At 68.4% G+C, this 17,553-nt stretch carries 15 protein-coding genes; 7 read left to right on the top strand and 8 right to left on the bottom strand.

The window, feature by feature from the left end; all coding sequences use genetic code 11:
* Positions 1-2: 2 nt before the first annotated feature.
* On the bottom strand, positions 3-980 hold the full coding sequence (locus tag Q1V78_RS03755; protein ID WP_300611762.1) for an ABC transporter permease: 978 nt from the start codon (positions 978-980) through the stop codon (positions 3-5).
* On the bottom strand, positions 977-2,671 hold the full coding sequence (locus tag Q1V78_RS03750) for a TIGR04028 family ABC transporter substrate-binding protein (protein ID WP_300611759.1): 1,695 nt from the start codon (positions 2,669-2,671) through the stop codon (positions 977-979). Before Q1V78_RS03750 ends, Q1V78_RS03755 begins: the two co-directional genes overlap by 4 nt.
* An 85-nt stretch (positions 2,672-2,756) precedes the next feature.
* On the opposite strand from Q1V78_RS03750, the gene Q1V78_RS03745 reads away from it, so the two are divergent.
* Entirely contained in the window at positions 2,757-4,940 is a 2,184-nt protein-coding gene (locus tag Q1V78_RS03745) for an FAD/NAD(P)-binding domain-containing protein (protein ID WP_300611757.1), read from the top strand.
* On the opposite strand, the gene Q1V78_RS03740 is transcribed toward Q1V78_RS03745, so the two are convergent.
* A complete protein-coding gene (locus Q1V78_RS03740; protein ID WP_300611755.1) occupies positions 4,937-6,283 on the bottom strand; it encodes an AMP-binding protein in 1,347 nt (448 codons plus the stop codon). The two genes, Q1V78_RS03745 and Q1V78_RS03740, sit on opposite strands and share 4 nt — an antisense overlap.
* 106 nt (positions 6,284-6,389) lie before the next feature.
* Between Q1V78_RS03740 and Q1V78_RS03735 the strand changes: the two genes are divergently transcribed.
* The gene (locus Q1V78_RS03735; RefSeq protein WP_300611753.1) at positions 6,390-7,331 is read left to right on the top strand and encodes an RluA family pseudouridine synthase; all 942 of its coding nucleotides are present in this window, start codon (positions 6,390-6,392) and stop codon (positions 7,329-7,331) included.
* Positions 7,332-7,346: 15 nt separating this feature from the next.
* Here Q1V78_RS03735 and Q1V78_RS03730 read toward each other — a convergent pair whose 3' ends face one another.
* Positions 7,347-8,303, bottom strand: a complete 957-nt coding sequence (locus Q1V78_RS03730) for a 1,4-dihydroxy-2-naphthoyl-CoA synthase (protein WP_041628443.1) — start codon at positions 8,301-8,303, stop codon at positions 7,347-7,349.
* 45 nt (positions 8,304-8,348) lie between these two features.
* Between Q1V78_RS03730 and Q1V78_RS03725 the strand changes: the two genes are divergently transcribed.
* Positions 8,349-9,521 (top strand): o-succinylbenzoate synthase, encoded by a 1,173-nt coding sequence (locus Q1V78_RS03725; RefSeq protein WP_300611750.1) that lies wholly within the window; start codon positions 8,349-8,351, stop codon positions 9,519-9,521.
* Between the two features lie 7 nt (positions 9,522-9,528).
* Here Q1V78_RS03725 and Q1V78_RS03720 read toward each other — a convergent pair whose 3' ends face one another.
* From Q1V78_RS03720 to Q1V78_RS03710, 3 genes are all read right to left on the bottom strand, one after another.
* Positions 9,529-9,795 (bottom strand): Txe/YoeB family addiction module toxin, encoded by a 267-nt coding sequence (locus Q1V78_RS03720; RefSeq protein WP_300611748.1) that lies wholly within the window; start codon positions 9,793-9,795, stop codon positions 9,529-9,531.
* On the bottom strand, positions 9,792-10,034 hold the full coding sequence (locus Q1V78_RS03715) for a type II toxin-antitoxin system Phd/YefM family antitoxin (protein ID WP_300611745.1): 243 nt from the start codon (positions 10,032-10,034) through the stop codon (positions 9,792-9,794). The genes Q1V78_RS03720 and Q1V78_RS03715 overlap by 4 nt, the downstream gene beginning before the upstream one ends.
* 115 nt (positions 10,035-10,149) lie before the next feature.
* Positions 10,150-11,325, bottom strand: a complete 1,176-nt coding sequence (locus tag Q1V78_RS03710) for an NAD(P)-binding domain-containing protein (protein ID WP_300611743.1) — start codon at positions 11,323-11,325, stop codon at positions 10,150-10,152.
* Positions 11,326-11,466: 141 nt separating this feature from the next.
* Between Q1V78_RS03710 and menD the strand changes: the two genes are divergently transcribed.
* The 4 genes from menD to Q1V78_RS03690 are packed head-to-tail and all read left to right on the top strand — an operon-like array spanning position 11,467 to position 15,954.
* Entirely contained in the window at positions 11,467-13,446 is a 1,980-nt protein-coding gene (gene menD / locus Q1V78_RS03705) for a thiamine pyrophosphate-binding protein (protein WP_300611741.1), read from the top strand.
* Entirely contained in the window at positions 13,439-14,023 is a 585-nt protein-coding gene (locus Q1V78_RS03700) for a DUF3592 domain-containing protein (RefSeq protein ID WP_300611739.1), read from the top strand. Before menD ends, Q1V78_RS03700 begins: the two co-directional genes overlap by 8 nt.
* Entirely contained in the window at positions 14,020-15,225 is a 1,206-nt protein-coding gene (locus Q1V78_RS03695; RefSeq protein ID WP_300611737.1) for a glycosyltransferase family 1 protein, read from the top strand. The genes Q1V78_RS03700 and Q1V78_RS03695 overlap by 4 nt, the downstream gene beginning before the upstream one ends.
* Positions 15,226-15,261: 36 nt before the next feature.
* Positions 15,262-15,954 carry a demethylmenaquinone methyltransferase gene (locus tag Q1V78_RS03690; RefSeq protein ID WP_300611735.1) on the top strand — a complete coding sequence of 231 codons (693 nt, stop codon included), beginning with the start codon at positions 15,262-15,264 and terminating at the stop codon, positions 15,952-15,954.
* A gap of 114 nt (positions 15,955-16,068) precedes the next feature.
* Here Q1V78_RS03690 and Q1V78_RS03685 read toward each other — a convergent pair whose 3' ends face one another.
* Positions 16,069-17,505 (bottom strand): geranylgeranyl reductase family protein, encoded by a 1,437-nt coding sequence (locus Q1V78_RS03685; protein ID WP_300611732.1) that lies wholly within the window; start codon positions 17,503-17,505, stop codon positions 16,069-16,071.
* Between the last annotated feature and the right edge of the window lie 48 nt (positions 17,506-17,553).

Genomic DNA, 17,553 nt, shown 5'->3' with positions numbered 1-17,553 from the left:
TTTTAGTCCCTCCCATTCGCGGTGGCGGGTTGTGCGCTGCGGCTGCGCAGCCGGGGGTCGAGCACCGGGTAGAGCAGGTCGACGGCCAGGTTGACCAGCACGTAGACCGCGGCGCTGATGACGACGACGGCCATGAGCACCGGGGTATCGCGGTTAGAGACGGCGTCCACGGTCATCGCGCCGACGCCGGCGCGGCTGAACACTGCCTCGGTGACCACGGCGCCACCGATGAGCTCACCGAAGGTCAGCCCGGCGATGGTCATTGCGGGGAGCATCGCGTTGCGCAGGACATTGCGCCACAGCACCCAGCGGTGGCTGGCCCCACGGGCCCGCACCACGGTGACGAAGGGCTGGGCCGAGGCGTCCTGAATCCCGCGGAGCAACACCTGGGCCATCGGTGCGGACAGCGGCAGGGCGATGGCGATGGCGGGCAGGATGATCGACTCGGTGGGGGAGGCGTCGATAACGGGGATCCATCCCAGCGAGAAGCTGAACACCTGGATCAGGATGATGCCCAGCCAGAACGCGGGCAGCGCGACCAGCAGGGAGGGAACGCTCGCCAGAGCGTTTGCCAGCCAGCGGCTGACACGGTTATTGCGGCCCGGGGCGGCGAGAGTGGCCAGGGCCAGGGCGATCAGGCTGGCGAGCACGAAGGCCACGAACGCCAGTGCGAGCGTGTTTGGCAGGGCAGCGCCCAGGGCGCTGGTCACGGCCTCTCCATTCATCAGGGAGTTTCCGAAGTCCCCGCGCAGCGCCCCGGTGAGGGAGTTGATGTAGCGCACGAGGATGGGCTCGTCGGCGCCGTACACATCCCGCATCTGCTGGATCTGCGCCGGTGAGAGCCCGAGCTCGGGGTCGGCGTAGCGGGTGGCCACTGCATCCCCGGGCAGCGCGGTGAGCAGGATAAAAGCGAGGGTGAAGGTGGCCCACAACACGAGGATCGCCTGGCCGATGCGGGCGAGGATCTGGCGGCCGGTCATGGCTGGGCCTCCTTTCGGGTCAGGTAGAACCAGGGTCGGCCGATGCTCTCGGCGCGGAAGCCGTGGACGTGTGGGTGCACGCCGAAGACCTGCGGTTCCTCGAAGAAGGGCAGGACGTAGGCGTTATCGGTCAGGTGCTTCTGCACCGCCTTGGAGGCCTTGGCGCGCTGCTCCTCGGTGGGGGACTGCGCGACGTCGAGCAGGAGCTGCTGGAGCTTCTCATCGCCGATGGACTCGTCGGGGTGCATGTTCAGCAGCGCGTTGCGGTTCTCGGAGTAGTACTGGCTTTTAATGACGTCGTAGTCGGCGCGGCCCACCATCGTGAGGTTGAGCTGCACCTGGTTTTCGTCCGTCTGGGCTGCCTTTTGGGCGGCGACGTCGCCGGGGTGCAGCTGCGCGTCGATGCCGACGTCGCGCAGTTGTTGCTGCAGCATCGTGACGACCTCCCGGGTGCGGGGCTGCTGTGGGGCGTCGTTGACGACCAGACGCAGGCGCTTGCCGTCCTTCGTGCGAATACCGTCGTGCCCGACGGTCCAGCCGGCCTCGCCGAGGAGCCTGCGGGCCTTATCCGGGTCGAACTCGTAGGCGCCCTTCTGTTCCTCGTAACCCTGCGCGGTGTGGGCGAGGGTGGAGGTGGCCAGCGGGTAGGAGTCGGAGAACAAGGTGCGCAGGATCTTCTCGCGGTCCACGCCGGCGATGATCGCCTGGCGCACCCGGATGTCCTGCAGCAGCGGGTGGCGGAAGCGGAAGGCCAGGCCGTTATTCACGCCACTGGTCGGTGCCGCGTGGATGTTGATTCCGGCCTTGGAGAGGTGCTTTTCCTCCGGGGCCTCGATCTGGCGGGCGATATCTGCCTGCCCGGCCTTGAGCCCGCCGACGCGGACGCTGTCCTCCTTGGCGACGACGACGCGCACGGTGTCCAGCTCCGGGCGCTCGGTGTTCAGTCCGCGTTCGGCGAAGACCGGTGGGGCCCAGTTGTAGTCCTTCCGGGCGCTCAGGGTCAGTTCGCGGTTGCGCTTCTCGCCGGTGATGACGAAGGGGCCGGAGCCAATGACCTTGCGGGCCGAACCAGGGGCGAAGCCCTCGTCCGTCATCTCCAGGGAGGCGTTGGCCAGCAGCCCGGCGTTGATGGAGCTGGCGGCCTGGGGGAAGCCGGGCTCGGGCTCGCTGAAGTGGAAGCGAACGGTGGAATCGTCGATAACCTCGCCGCGTTCGTAGGAGCTGATCTGTTCGGAGGCGGTGAGCTTGTTCTCCGTGTTCCCGAGGCCGAAGAGGTCGAAGTTCTTGACGACGTTCTCCGCGTCCAGCGGGGTGCCGTCGGAGTAGGTGACCCCGTCGCGTAGGTGGAAGGTGAACTCGGTGGCGTCCTCGTTGACCTCCGGCAGGTCGGTGGCGATCCACGGGTGGAGCTCGAGGGTGTCCGGGTCCTGCCACAGCAGCCGGTCGGTGATGTTGTTGACCACGCCTCCGTTGGGGTAGAAGCCCGCGGTCGGTGGGTAGAGGTTATTGAAGGGGAGGGAATCGAGGTAGGTCAGCTCGGCCGGGTTCTCCTCGGAACCGCCGGCGCTGCTGCAGGCGGTGAGTCCGCCAAGGCCGAGGACGACGGCGGTGAGCAGGGTGATCACCGATCTGATGGGGCGCCGGGTGCGGCGCCTGGACGTGCCCTGGGTGCGGGGCAAGCCGGGGGACATGAGTATTCCCTCCTGTGAATAAAAATGAACAGATCTGTCTATAGGGGTGAGGGCAAGGGTATCACGAAAAAATCTTCACGATAAGATGGCCATCATGACCAGCCCAAGGACCATGACCGATTCAACGCCCACCATCGCGATCATCGGAGGTGGCCCGCGAGGCATTTCCATCCTGGAGCGCCTCGCCGCCGATTACCGCCAGCTCGATCCGAGTAAAACCCCCAGTCACCTGGATATTCATGTGGTTGACGAGGTGCGGCCGGGGGAGGGGAAAGTCTGGCGAACCGACCAGACCAAGACCCTGTGCATGAACACTCTGGCCGATGCGGTTACCCTCTTCACTGAGCCCGGAGCTAGCGTTACAGCGCCCGTGGTGGAGGGGCCGACCATGCACGAGTGGATCATGCTCATCCGCGGCGAAGAGTTGGATTCAGGGCGGGATCCGGGCGGAAAAAAGACAGAGCTGTTCACTCGCCTTCCGCTGAGCGTTGGGGTTGAGCGTGGCTCGCTGACCTCGGCAAATTGTGAGTCCCGGGCTGCGGAGAGTCCCTCGGGGGAGGCCGCGGAGGCCGGAGAATCCGCCTCTGCCGCGGGTGCCGGGTGGTCCCTGGCGGACTACGCCGCAGAGATCGCTGAAACCCGGCCCGAATCCCACCCCAGCCGTGCCCTCTATGGCGAGTACCTGCGCTGGGTATTCAGCGTGGTGCTGGGCATGCTCCCGGAGGGGATTTCGGTGCACCAGCACCTCGCCCGCGCCACCAAGATCGAGGAGGTTCCGGGAGGCTCCGTAACCGGGGTCGGCGCCGAAGCGGGCAACGGCGAAGGCCAGCCCACCCGCGACCGCATCACCCTAGACAACGGCACCACGATCCTCGCGGACGCCACCGTCCTCGCCATCGGCTGGGCCGACACCACCCCCGATGCGATGGAGAGCTTCACCGCATCCGCCGTGGACATGCACCCAGCCCTCACCTGGGTCCACCCCGGCAATCCCGCCGACCAGCAGATCAGCCAGATCCCCAGCTGGGAGGAATCCCAGGAGGAGGTGCTCGTCCGCGGCCTGGGGATGGGCTTCTTCGACCTCATGGCCATGCTCACCATCGACCGCGGTGGGCGGTTTATTTCGGACGCCGACGCCCGCTCGGGCCTGCGCTACGAGCCCTCCGGCCGGGAGCCGAAGCTCGTGGTCACCTCCCACCACGGCTACCCGTACCAGCCGAAGCCGGTCTTCGGCTCGCTGCCTCCCGCGGCCTGGCTGCCTCGCTTCAAGGCCGCCGTCGCGGACCTGGAACCCGCACAGATTCCGGCGAATAGCCTGGACTTCGGCGAGACCCTGTGGCCTGCGATCCTGCGGGACGCGCAAGAGGCCTACTACCGGGTTCTGCTGGCAGCCGAACCTGACGTCCTAAAGAAGGTCACCGAAATCATCGACGACCCGGCGACCGACCCGTGGCGGCTGCACGAGGACAACCGCCTGGATGGGCTGGTGGCCAAGGAAAACCGCTTCGACCTGCCGTATCACGCCGACCCCGTTGCGCGCTTCGCGGAACAGGCCGGGGAAGCAGGCCAGAGCATCGACGAGCTCACCGCCCGCATTGCCGATGGTTTGGCCGAGGACCTCGCCGAGGCGCAGTCCGCTCGCGAATCGGCGGTGAGGATGGGGCTGCAGGCCATCGGTGCGGCCCGCAAGCCCGCCGCCGTCGTGGACGAGCCCGGCCGGTTCACCACCGAGTCTCGCCGGAGTGCCTACGCGGAGCTCAAGCGCGTGGGTCAGATGGTGGGCTCCGGGCCGCCGGCCTTCCGCACCGCGGAGCTGCTGTGCCTGGTGGACGCCGGTTACGTCCGCTTCCTGGGCGCGCACCCGACGATGGTGGTCGACCCCGAGACTCCCGCGTTCGTCATGACCTCTCCGGTGACCCGGGAGGAGCCGGTGGAATCCCGCACCCTGGTGGATGCGTGGCTGCACAAGCCGGACGTGCGTAGCACCGCGGATCCGCTGAGCCAGCAGCTTAAGGATGCCGGCCGGATGCGCACCTGGCTGCGCGGCGACGGCACCGCCTCCCGCGCCCCAGAGGTCGAGCTGGCGACGAGCCGGCTGATTCGCGAGGACGGGCAGGTTGATCCGCGGGTGCACATGGTCGGCATCCCGCTGCAGGACATGCGCGCGGATATGACGATCTCCCCCATGCCGCGCACCGACCCGCTGATGCTGCAGGAGACGGACGGCGCGGCAGTCTCCGCGCTGCGGGTGGTGACGGAAAACCGCTAGTTCGCGGCGACGGCCTGGCGGGCGAGCTCCGCGATCGCGATGCGATCCAGCTTGCCCGGGCCGGTCTTCGGCAGCTCCGTGACGGCGAAGGCACGCCGCGGAATGAGGTAATGCGCGCAACCTGCCTCCCGCATGGAGGAGCGCACGGCGTCGGTGACCTCCACCGGCTCGCCGGAGGCCTCAGCACCAGCGGTGCGCAGCACTGCGACAACGGCCTCGCCCCAGTGCTCGTCGGAAACACCAGAAACACAGACCTCGCTGATAGCCTCGCCGTCCACGACAGCGTGGGAGCGGGTGGCGTCCTCCGACTGCTCGGGCAGAACCTTCACGCCGCCGGTGTTGATCGCACCGTCGGCGCGGCCCAGCACCTGTAATGTGTCCCCGTCCAGGGCGCCGATGTCGCTGGTGCGGTAGACCCCGAGTTCGGGGAAACAGTCCTCGTCCTTGTTGCGGTAACCGCGGGCGACCATCGGGCCTTCGAGGACGATGCGCCCGGCGCCGTTGGCGTCCGCATCCTCGATGCGTACAGTCGCGCCCGGCAGGGCCTGGCCGTCGTAGACCATCCCGCCGCTGGTCTCGCTGGAACCGTAGGTCAGGACGTAGTTCACGCCGGCCTCGTCCAGCTGCTGTCGGGCCTTATCGCCCAGCGCCGCACCACCGATGAGAACAGCGCCGAAGAGCTTCAGCGCCTCGATGCCTTCCTCGGACTCCAACAGGGAGTGCACCTGCGGCGGGACCAGCGAGGTGTGCAGATCTTCGTGCGGGAAGCGCTTCTTCAGCGCGGCGGCATCGGCTGCGAAACCGGACACGCTAAAGCCCGTGCCCTCGATCAGCGCGGTGGTGGCGACCGGGGTGAAACCGGCCATCATGCCACGCAGGATCACCTGCAGGCCCGCGATGTGGTGGGCCGGCAGAGCCAGCAGCCACGGGCCAGGCTCTACCTTTAGCTTCTTGCGCAGCACCTGCTCGGTGGCGCGGGCGGAGGAGCGCAGGTTCGCGGCGGAGAGCAGCGCGCCCTTCGGGGTGCCCGTGGAGCCGGACGTGGTGGCCACGAGGGTGCCGGCCTCGACCGGCTCGCCTGCCCGCATAACCTTCTTCAGCTCTTCGCTGGCGCCCGCATCCGGAGAGTCGGCATCGGGGACTGGCAGGATCGAGCTGCGCCCGTCCAGCACCTGGGAGAGCATGCCGCGGGCAGCCTTGAGGCTCTTCGCGGAGACCTCGAAGGCCTCGAGCGTCGCCATGCCGGCGCCGTCGTCGATCTTCGCGGGGTAAATGAACTTCGAGTGTCCGTCCCCGCGCTCGCCGAAGCGGCCTAGTTCTTGCGTCTCATTATTAGTACTCACCTGTCCGACTCTACTTGGCTGCGTAGCGGGGGTGTCGCCCGGCTGAGCAGCCGGGCACCAGTGGGGTCTCCCGCCCGATCTGCTACAGATAGAGCCCAGAGCCACCATGAAGCATTCCGAACCCCAGACCCTGATCGTGAGCGACTCCCAGGCGGACCGCCGCCTGGATAAATACATCCGCTCCCAGATCAAGGGCGTGCCCGCCACGGTACTGTTCCGCATGATGCGCACCAAGCAGATCACGGTCAACGGCGCGAAATGCAAGCCCGACCAGCGCACCGTCGCCGGCGATAAGGTCCACCTGCCCGCCCTCGAGGTCGCCGAGGCGAAGCCGAAGCCCGCAGGCGATCGCAAGGCAGCCGAGCAGCTGGCCCGTAGGTTGTCCCGGCACATCGTTTTTGAGGACGAAAACCTGCTCATCGTGAATAAGCCCGCCAACATCGCCGTGCACGTGGGCAGTGGGGTTAAGGCCGGGGTGATCGAGGCGCTGCGCGTGCTGCCGCCAGAGGATAAGGAGCTGGAGCTGGCGCACCGGCTGGATAAGGAGACCTCCGGGCTGCTGATCGTGGCGAAGAACTCGAAGATGCTGCGTCACCTGCAGGAGCTCCTGCGCGGGGGCGGGGAGGATATCCAGCGCTATTACCTGGCGGTAGTCGGTGGCGCCGTGAAAAAGTCAGGCAAGCAGCCGCGAAGGATCGACGCCCCGCTGCGGAAGACGGGGGCAGCCACGGTGGTGGACCGTCGCGCCGGGCAGCAGGCGGAGACGAAGCTGTGGGTGAAGAAACCCTGGGGGCGTGGGGGAACCCTCGTGGAGGCGCAGCTGTTGACGGGCCGGAAGCACCAGATCCGTGTGCACCTGCAGCACCTGGGCCACCCGATCATCGGGGATTCCCGCTACGGGGATAAGGCCGCGAACCAAGCGGCCGCGGAGAAAGGCGTGCGGATGCTGATGCTGCACGCCTCCCGGCTGGTGATCCCGCTGCCGGGCGGCGAGGAGCTGGATGTGCAGGCCCCGATGCCCCCGGCGTGGAATAAGCTTCGCGGCTAGCGCCGGCCGCCCGGCCTAGTAGTAGTACGGGAACTCGTCCCAGTTCGGCTCGCGCTTCTCCAGGAAGGAGTCGCGGCCCTCCACGGCCTCGTCGGTCATGTAAGCCAGGCGGGTGGCCTCACCAGCGAAGACCTGCTGGCCCATCAGGCCATCGTCGGTCAGGTTGAAGGCGAACTTCAGCATGCGCTGTGCGGTCGGGGACTTGGTGTTGATCTTCCGCGCCCACTCGATCGCGGTGGTCTCCAGGTCAGCGTGGTCCACCACGCGGTTCACGGCACCCATCTGGTGCATCGTCTCGGCGTCGATGGCCTCGCCGAGGAAGAAGATCTCGCGGGCGAACTTCTGGCCCACCTGCTTGGCCAGGTACGCGGAACCGTAACCGGCGTCGAAGGAGCCGACGTCCGCGTCCGTCTGCTTGAACTTCGCGTGCTCGCGGGAAGCCAGGGTCAGGTCGCAGACCACGTGCAGGCTGTGCCCACCGCCGGCGGCCCAGCCGTTGACCAGGCAGATCACGACCTTCGGCATGGTGCGGATCAACCGCTGAACCTCCAGGATGTGCAGGCGGCCACCCTCGACCTTCGCGCGGGCCTCGTCCACGCCTTCGGCACCAGCGGCGGCGACGTCCGAATCGTGGCTGGTGGCGTACTGATAACCGGAACGCCCGCGGATGCGCTGGTCACCGCCGGAGCAGAACGCCCAGCCGCCGTCCTTCGGGGACGGGCCGTTACCGGTCAGCAGGATGGTGCCGACATCCGGGGTGCGGCGCGCGTGGTCGAGCGCGCGGTACAGCTCGTCGACGGTGTGCGGGCGGAAGGCGTTGCGCACCTCCGGCCGGTCGAAGGCGATGCGGACGATGCCGTTGGCGCGGCCCTCGCCGGTGTGGCGGTGGTAGGTGATGTCGGTGAAGTCGAATCCCTCAACCTCGCGCCAGGCGGTGGGGTCGAAGATCTCGGAAACCTTGTTTTCGCTCATGCCTGCCCATATTAGGTGTCTGGCCGCTCGCCTAGGGTGGGTGGCGTGAATATCACTCAGCAGCAGCTCGACGAGTTCCTCCGCCACGCCCGGGAGCACGCGCACGTGGTGGCCCTGCCGATGCGCACGCGTTTCCGAGGCATCGATACCCGCGAGGCCATGCTTGTGCCAACGCCCGGTGGGTGGGTGGAGTTCGCGCCCTTCCTGGAATACGGTCCCGCGGAGTCTTCCCGCTGGTTGCGCAGTGCGGTGGTTCATTCCCTTCTTCTTGACGACGACGCCACCGCCCGGCCACAGGGTGCCGCGGCGGATCATGCCGCGTTGCAGGTCCCGGCGGGGGTCGGGGTGCCGGTGAACGCCACGATGCCGGCGGTGGATGCGCAGGCGAATCCGCAGCAGGTGGGGGAGCTGATGGCTCGATACCAGGGGTGCACGACGGTGAAGGTGAAGGTCGCTGAGCCGGCCGTGCTGCGGGAGCAGAGCTTTGATGTTGCGATGGCCCAGGATGTCGCGCGCGTGCGTGCCGTGCGGGCCTGGTTCGCCGAGCAGGGGGTCGCTCGGCCCCGGATCCGCGTGGATGCGAACGCGGGCTGGTCGGTGGATCAGGCGCTGGCGGGGATCTCGCAGCTGGCGGCAGAGGATGTGGCGGGCGAGTGCCTGGACTACGTGGAACAGCCGTGCGCGACGGTGGCGGAGCTCGCGGAACTGCGGCAGCGGCTGGCCGATGAGGGGATCGCGCCGGGCGGTGCCCCGGTGCGGATCGCGGCCGACGAGCTGATCCGCAAGGCTTCGGACCCGTTGGCCGTGGTGGAGGCCGGGGCGTGCGATGTGGCCGTGGTCAAGGTTGCCCCGCTGGGTGGCATCGACCAGGTCGTGGAGGTCGCGCGCCAGGTGGCGGCCCACGGGGTGAGCCTGACGCTTAGCTCCGCGCTGGATACCGCGGTGGGCATTGGCGCGGGCCTGCAGGCCGCAGCCCTGGTGGCGCAGGTGGGGAAGGAGGCCGGGATGTTCGGCCAGGATGGGCCGAACGCTGCGGGGCTGGCGACGGGCTCACTGTTCGCCGCGGACGTGGGGGCGCGGGAGATCAGGGACGGTGCGATGCTTACCGGCGCGCTCGAGCCCGATCCGGCGGTGCTGGAGCGCTACGCGGTGGAGGCGGACCGTCGGCAGTGGTGGATCCACAGGATGGAGGCCGCGGCTGCCGAGCTGGGGGAGTGAGGCTCGCTCACTCGTAATGGGTCCACATCCGCAGTACGTGGACGACGCGCTTATCCGAATTCACTTCATAGACCAGCCGGTGCTGGATGTTGATCCTTCGGGAGTAGCAGCCGGAGAGATCGCCCACCAGCTTCTCAAACCGAGGTGGCGTCCCGAATGGGTCGCTTCTCAGGACCTCCAGTAGGGCCTGGGCTTTCGGCTTGAGCCCAGAGTTGGCTAGCTTTTTCGCGTCTTTCTGAGCCTGTCGCGAGAACACGAGCTGCCAGGTGCTCACCAGTCAAGCTCCGTGGAGCCGGCTTCGATCCCTTCCTCCTGGGCCTGCCGAATGGAGTTTGTCATTCCCGGGATGGACATCAGGTGCAATGTCTCCTGGATCGCACGCCAGTCTTCCTCACCGACGAGTACAGCGTTGCCTCGCTGCCCAGTGATCGTTACTTCCTCAGATTCTTCGTTAACTTGGTCGATGAGTCGGTAAAGATTTGCTCGAGCATTAGTGGCACTCAGTGATGTCATTGTCATACCTCCACCTTGAACGTACGCTAAAACGTACGCATGGGGCAAGGGGTGGGGCGGGTTATGGCCCGTGCTGTGCTCTGAAGCGTGGACGAGGGCATGAGGCGACTGCAGGCTACCGTGATTCCTCGAGGTAACGCACCGCTGCCTGGCCAGCCCTCCTGCCAGCACGAGTCGCTCCCACCGTGGAGGCGGTCGAGCCGTAGCCGACGAGCAGCACCCGCGAGTCCTTGGCCACGCGCACCTCGCCGTCCATGAGGATTCCCCCGCCCGGCTCCCGCAGCTTCAGCGGGGCGAGGTGGCGCAGGGAGTGGCGGAAGCCGGTGTTCCAGAAGATGACGTCGACGTCCACCTCGGTGCCCGGAGAGTAGGGCGCCCAGGATTCGGGCACCTGCAGCTCATCGTGGGCAGTGGGGCCGACCCCGCCGGTGGTCGTGGCGAGCGGGGAGCCGAACACCACGCCGCTCGGCGTGACGCGGTCGAACATGCCGCGGGAGACGAGCACGCCGTCGGCGACCCCCTGCAGATAGCGCTCGACTTGGGGGATGCCGGTGGTGCGCACCACGGAGGCGGGCGCCTGGCCGTGGGAGGTGCGCTCGCGGACGGACTGCTCGACCTCCAGGCCCCAGGTGGCATCGAACTCCCGGGAGGTGAAGTTCGGCGGGCGGCGGGTGGCCCAGATGGTTTCGGTAACTTCCTGGAGCTCCAGGAGGAATTGCACGGCCGACAGCCCACCCCCGATGACGAGGGTGCGCAGGTCGGCGAAGTCCTCCTTGCGGGTGTAGTCCTTCGTGTGCAGCTGGCGGCCGCGGAAGGTCTCGATACCGGGGACGTGCGGCACGTGCGGGCTGTTCCACGTCCCGGTGGCGTTGAGGAGGATGTCCGTGGTGATCGTGGTGCTCGGGGAGTCCGGTCCGGTGGCGGTGACGGCGAGCTGATCACCAGCGGATCCCACGCGGGTGGCGTGGGCGGGCCGCACAACGCCCAAGCCGAATTTCTCCTCGTATGCACCGTAGTACTCGGCGACCAACCGGGAGGCAGGGACGCTGGGGTCGGGGCGGTCCATCGGCAGGCCGGGCAGGTCCGCGATGCCGTGGGCGGAGCCCAAGGTGAGGGAGTCCCAGCGGTGACGCCAGGCGCCGCCGGGGCCGTCGTTGGCGTCCAGCACGAGGAAGTCTTCGCCCGGAACAAGGCCACGGCGCCACAGTTCGTGGGCGGCGGCGAGCCCGGCCTGGCCTGCGCCGATAATGAGCGCACGGAAGTGTCCCCGATCTAGGGAAGATAGCTCCATAGTTCCCACCCTAACGATGGTGATTTCGGCCGGAAGTTGCGAGGCGTGTTCACTAACACTGAACGTTCAGCATTAATGAACATTCCTGGGCCGAACCATGCCCGTCGCCCCGCCGGGGCGTGGTCACGTAGGTTATGGGGTGTGAAAAACAGCAACACCCAGAGCACTCCCGAGACCCTTGATCAGCCCTCTCCCGCAGTACTGCTCGGCGCGGTACTAGTCGACGAGCTGATTCGCAACGGGGTTCGGGAGGCCGTGGTGTGCCCGGGCTCGCGCTCCGCCCCGCTGGCCTTGGCTTTCGCGGAGGCCAGCCGCGCCGGGCGGCTGCGGCTGCACGTGCGCACCGACGAGCGTTCCGCGGCTTTCCTGGCCCTGGGGCTGGCGAAGTACTCGAATACACCGGTTCCGGTGGTGATGACCTCCGGCACGGCTGTTGCCAACTGCTTGCCCGCGATGGTGGAAGCCACGGCCACGAACGTGCCCTTGCTGATCCTTTCCGCCAACCGGCCGTGGTCGATGGTGGGGACGGGGGCGAACCAGACCATCCAGCAGCGTGAGATCTTCGGCGCCCACGCGGTCGCCACCCTGGAGCTGGACGCCGCGATCGACGCCGTGACTGCCAGCGCCGCTGCGCCGTCCGCTAGCGCCAACACCGCGGCCGGTGCCGCCGATTCGGCCCCAGCCGCAGCCCTAAACACCACGAACCCGCTGGTCCGCCGCGTCCGGGTCAAGGTCGACGAGCTGCTCCGCGCAGCCACCCACCCTTCCCGGGGCGGTGGGGCGCACCTCGACATCCCGCTGCGGGAGCCACTGGTGCCGAAGTCCATCACCCAGCTGACCCTCCTGGCCCGCCAGCTCGCGGAGGAGCCCGCCCGCGCGACGGCGGCCGAGCGGCCGAGCGCGCCGGCCCGAACCTACGTCCTACCGAAGCAGTCCGCGCGCCTGCCCTACGGTGAGGTGTCGGTGGACGCGTCCAAGCGCACCCTCGTCATCGCGGGGTCGGTCAGCGACCGGGCGTGGGCCCGCGAGCAGCTGGAGGAGCTCGGCGACCTGCCCGTCCTGGCCGAACCCACCAGCCCGGCGCCGGACTTCCCGGTGCACCCGGCAGCCGCCGCGATGTTCACCACCGGCCTGGTCTCCCACGGGGAGTACTCCGCGGCCACGCGCCCGGAGCAGGTCATCGTGCTTGGCCGGCCGACCCTGCACCGCCCGGTGACCCAGCTGCTAGCCAGCGAGGACATTTCCATCACGGTCCTCACCGAGGTCGAGCAGCCCACCGACGTGGCGCTGACCGCCGACCGGGTTGCGAGCACGGTGCGCGTGACCGGCGAGTCGCCGCAGTCCTGGCTGCAGGTCTGCCGCGGTGTCTCCGAGCTGGGGGCGGAGGCGGTGCGCGACGGCATCGCTCAGGCCACCGCGGACGGGGCGTTCACCGGGCTGCACGTGGCTGCGGTGCTGGCGGATTCTCTGCGCGACGGCGACGCGCTGTTCGTCGGCGCCTCTTCGCCGATCCGCGATATCGCCCGGGTGGGCCTGCCCTTCGACGGGGTGCGTACGGTCGCCAACCGTGGTGCCGCGGGCATCGACGGCCTGGTGTCCACCGCGGTGGGCACGGCCCTTGCGCACGCCTCCGCCGACCCGACGGCGATCCGCGCCCCGCGGACGTTTGCCCTGCTCGGGGACCTTTCCTTCCTTCATGACGTCAACGGCCTGCACTTTGGTCCGGATGAGCCCAGCCCGGAGAACCTGGTGATTGTGGTCGCCAACGACGACGGCGGCGCGATCTTCGAGACCCTCGAGCCCGGCGGGGATAGCCTGCGGAGTTTCGACGACGGCACCCCGGCCTTCGAGCGGGTCTTCGGTACCGGCACGGGCGCGAAGCTGGCTGGGCTGTGCGAGTCCGCCGGCGTGGATTGGGTGGGGGTTCACAACCCGGCGGAGCTCGCCGAGGTGCTGGACGCGCTGGAACACGGCGACCTGGACGGCGAGGCCGGGGAGAAGCTGGGCCTGGTGCCGGGGCGCCGGGGCGGCGGGGTGCTGGTCGTGGAGGCCTTCGTGGACCGGGGTGGGCGCGTGGCGCTGGAGAAGTCGATCCGGGGCAAGGTGACCCCGGGTGAATAAGCCGGTGAACCCCGAACAGGGGACCGCGTCAGCGGGCGTGGCAGTGCCGGCGAACGCTGAGCAGCCCGGGGCCACGGAGCAGGCCAGCGAACAGGCCATGGGTCAGGCCGTGGTGGGGAAGGAGCCGGCCGCTGCGCAGCCGACCCCGACCCGCTTCCGCCGCGGCAAGCAACTCGTCGCGGCCTTCACGGCATTCGCCGCGGCCGTCTGCCTGGGCATGGTGGCGACCGCCGCGCTGAACGACTACCGCATCGGTAGGGACCAAGCGTTCGCCACGGCGGATGTCGTCAACGTCGGGGTGCTGCGAACAACCGTGCGCTTCCCGGATGAGTACGGGATCTACCACCAACCCGACCGGGGCTTGCTGTACCCGATCGGCCTGGAGGCAGGCCAGCGGGTGCGGGTGGAGTACCAGAAGTCCGATCCCCGCAATGTGAAGGTGCAAGGCCGCGGCTGGACCTTGGCCTGGATACCCGCGCTCTCCTCGCTCGTCGTGGCGATGGTGCTGAGCGGGGGTCTGTGGCTGCTGGTCCGGTGGCGAGAAAACTCATGGAAGGCGCAGCAGGGAGAACAATGAGGGTTGCGATCATCGCGGAGAGCTTCATCCCCATCGTGAATGGGGTTTCCAATTCGGTGTTGCGGCTGCTGGAGCACCTGCGACGGGAAGGGCACGATGCGATGGTCATCGCGCCGCGCCCGCCGGGCTGGCAACCGCCGGCCGGGGATGCTCCCGCCGGGGATGCGTCCGTAGCCAGCACCAGCGAACCGGGCCCCGGCGATACCTACGCGGGCTTTCCGATCCACCGGGTGCCCGCGGTGAACCTCCCGCCGATCAATTCCCTGCCCATCGGCGTGCCCCTGCCGAGGGTCTATAAGCTGCTGAAGCAGTTCCAGCCGGACGTGGTGCACCTGGCCAGCCCATTCGTCCTCGGCGGGGCGGGAGTATTCGCCGCGAAGGCGCTGAAGGTGCCACAGGTGGCGGTCTATCAGACAGACGTCCCCGGCTTCACGGAGCACTACAAGCTCACCTTCCTGCTGAACATGTCCTGGCGCTGGGTGCGCGCGATGCACAACAACTCCGCGCTGACCCTCGCGCCGAGCTCGCCGACGATCGAGCAGCTGCGGGAGCACGGCGTGCAGCGGGTGCACCACTGGGGGCGCGGCGTGGATACGCAGCGCTTCCACCCCGCCAAGCGCAGCGCGGAGCTGCGCGGCCAGTGGCGGGAGGAAGGCCAGGCCAAGCGCAGGACCGCAGCCCCGGCCGAGCCACGCAAGCTGGTGGGCTTCGTGGGCCGCCTGGCCGCGGAGAAGGATGTGGCGAACCTGGCGTCCTTAAATGACAGGGAAGACGTGCAGCTGGTGATCGTCGGTGACGGGCCGGAACGGGAGGAACTGGAGAAGCTCATACCGACCGCGGTGTTCACCGGCGCGCTCTACGGAGAGGAGCTGGCCGTGGCCTTCGCGTCCCTGGACGTGTTCGTCCACCCGGGGCGCTTCGAGACCTTCTGCCAGGCGATCCAGGAGGCGCAGGCCTCGGGGCTGCCGGTGGTCGCGCCCCGTGCCGGCGGGCCGGTGGACCTCGTCGAGGACGGGGTGAGCGGCTTCCTGCTCGACCCGGAACGCTTCGCCGAGGAACTCCCAGGAGCCGTGGGGAAGATCATTGCGGACGGTGCTCAGGAACAGTTTGCCGCCGCGGCATTGACCCGCGTGCAGGGCAAGACCTGGCCCGCGCTGTGCGAGCAGCTGATGGGCTACTACCAGCAGGCCATTACTGCGTGATGGTGCTGGCCGGTATGCCGGGTAGCATGAGAATTTATGTCTAGGGCAAGTCTGGAAAAAGATCCGCGCGAAGTGGCCACGATGTTCGATGCCGTGGGGAAGAACTACGACATCACGAATACGGTGCTGAGCTTCGGCCAGGACCGGCTGTGGCGCAAGCGCACGCGCCGCCGCCTGGATCTCGCGCCGGGGGATAAGGTGCTGGACCTTGCCGCGGGCACGGGCGTGTCCACCGAGGAGCTGGCGGAGTCCGGCGCGTATTGCGTGGCCGCGGACTTCTCGCTGGGCATGCTGCGGGCGGGTTCGCACCGGGACGTGCCGATGATCTGCGCCGATGGCCTGAATCTGCCGTTCGCGGACAATACTTTCGACGCCGTGACGATCAGTTACGGTCTGCGTAATCTGGTGGACTTCCGCGCCGGGTTGCAGGAGATGGCCCGGGTAACGAAGCCGGGTGGCAAGCTCGCGATCGCGGAGTTTTCGACGCCGGTCATCCCCGTCTTCGCGACCGTGTACAAGGAGTACCTGATGCGCGCGCTGCCCGCGGTGGCGAAGGTGGTCAGCTCCAATCCGGAGTCCTATGTGTACCTCGCGGAATCCATCCGCGCGTGGCCGGATCAGGAGGCGCTGGCCCGCGAGATCCGCGCCCATGGTTGGGAGAATGTGGGCTGGCAGAACCTCACCGGCGGTATCGTTGCGCTGCACAGCGGCACGAAGCCGCTGGACTAGTTCGCTGGCATAGCTTCGGGGCGCAGTCCCCGCTTGGCCACGTAGCCCGGGCGCGTTCTGCCCCGGAGATAACGAAAGCCCACGGGAAACCTGGGCTTTCGTGCTTTTCCGGGCCTAGTGGCGGCCGAAGAGGGGGCGCGAGTCCGCAGCGAGGAGCTTATCCACTCCGCGGGAGAGCTTGCCCGCGCCGAGCCACAGCTTCGCCGTGAGATCCCGGTCCTGCGGGGTGACGAGGTTGCCCATCAGGCGGGCCGCGGAGTTCATTACCGTGTGAGCCAACGGCCCGCGCATGCCCACCGGGCCGATGGCGGCCAGCAGGCCCGGCATGGTCAGCAGCATGCCCAGGCGGCGGGCCAGGGCGAAGGCGTCGCCGTACTCCTGGCGCAGCCGGGCGGGCCAGGCGTAGCGCAGTCCGTCGGGGTTGCGGCGGGCGTCGTCCAGCAGTTCGACGAGGAAGCGGGCGGACTCCAACCCGTAGTCGATGCCCTCGCCGTTCAGCGGGTTGACCAGGGCGGCGGAGTCGCCGATGACGGCCCAGTTCCGGCCCGCCACCCGCGTGACGGCCCCACCCATCGGCAACAGGGCGCTGGTGATGCGCTGCGGGGTGCCGAGCTCCCATTCCTCGCGCACCTGGTCGGCGTAGTGGGTCAGCAGCTTCTTGGTGTTCACCTTCGCTGGCCGCTGCGTGGTGGTCAGCGCCCCGCAGCCCAGGTTCACCTGTGGGGTGGGGTTGGCATCCTCCCCGTTGCCCGCCTGCCCGCCGGTCATGGGGGTGCCGAGCGGGAAGATCCAGCCGTAGCCGGGCTGCGCGGTGCCCTCGTGGTCGCGCAGCTCCAGGTGGGAGTGGATCCACGGCTCATCGGCGTGCGGGGTCTCCACGTAGCTGCGGGCGGCGATGCCGTGGACGATGCCGCGTTCCCACTGCACGCCCAGCTGCCGGGCGATGGTGGAGCGCACGCCCTCGGCGAGGACGAGGAACTCCGTGCGGATCTCCGTGGTCGGTACCTCGCGGTTGGTCCCCGCAGCCTTCCCAGCGCGCCCGCCGACGGCCTGGCAGGTCACGGTCCGCCCGCCCTCGGAGACACCCACCGCCTTCAGTCCGCCCTGGAAGCGAGCCCCGGCGTCGATCGCGTGGCGCAGCAGGGCGGCGTCGAAGTCGCTGCGCGGGATCGCGGACCCACGGGCCGGGAACTTCTCGTGCTCAGGCCAGGGCGCGGTGATCGAGCCGCCGAAGCCGTGCAGCTTCAGCCCCTTGATCCGTGGGTGGCCGTCCAGCAGGTGGCCTGCCCCCATCGCCTCCAGGGCACCCACGGCGCGTGGGGTCAGCCCGTCCCCGCAGGTCTTATCGCGCGGCTCGGTGGCGTGATCCGCCATATCGATCACGAGGGTGTCCCAGCCCGCCCGGGCGGCGTGATACGCCGCCGCAGCGCCCGCCGGGCCACCGCCGATGATCAGCACCTCGGCGCGCAGCTGGTCCTTCGATGCCCGCTGCGGGGCAGCGGACTCGCCGCGTGTAGTCGAATCATGCGTGGAGGAAGAAGAGGGGCTCATGAGGCTCAAGGCTAGCCGGGGTGACGTCCTAAAAAGAACCGGAGGACC

Origin of the sequence: Corynebacterium sp., from assembly GCF_030152825.1 — a bacterium.
Classification (GTDB): Bacteria; Actinomycetota; Actinomycetes; order Mycobacteriales; family Mycobacteriaceae; genus Corynebacterium.
Note: the sequence above shows the minus strand (reverse complement) of the source record. Positions and strands in the feature narration are given on the sequence as shown.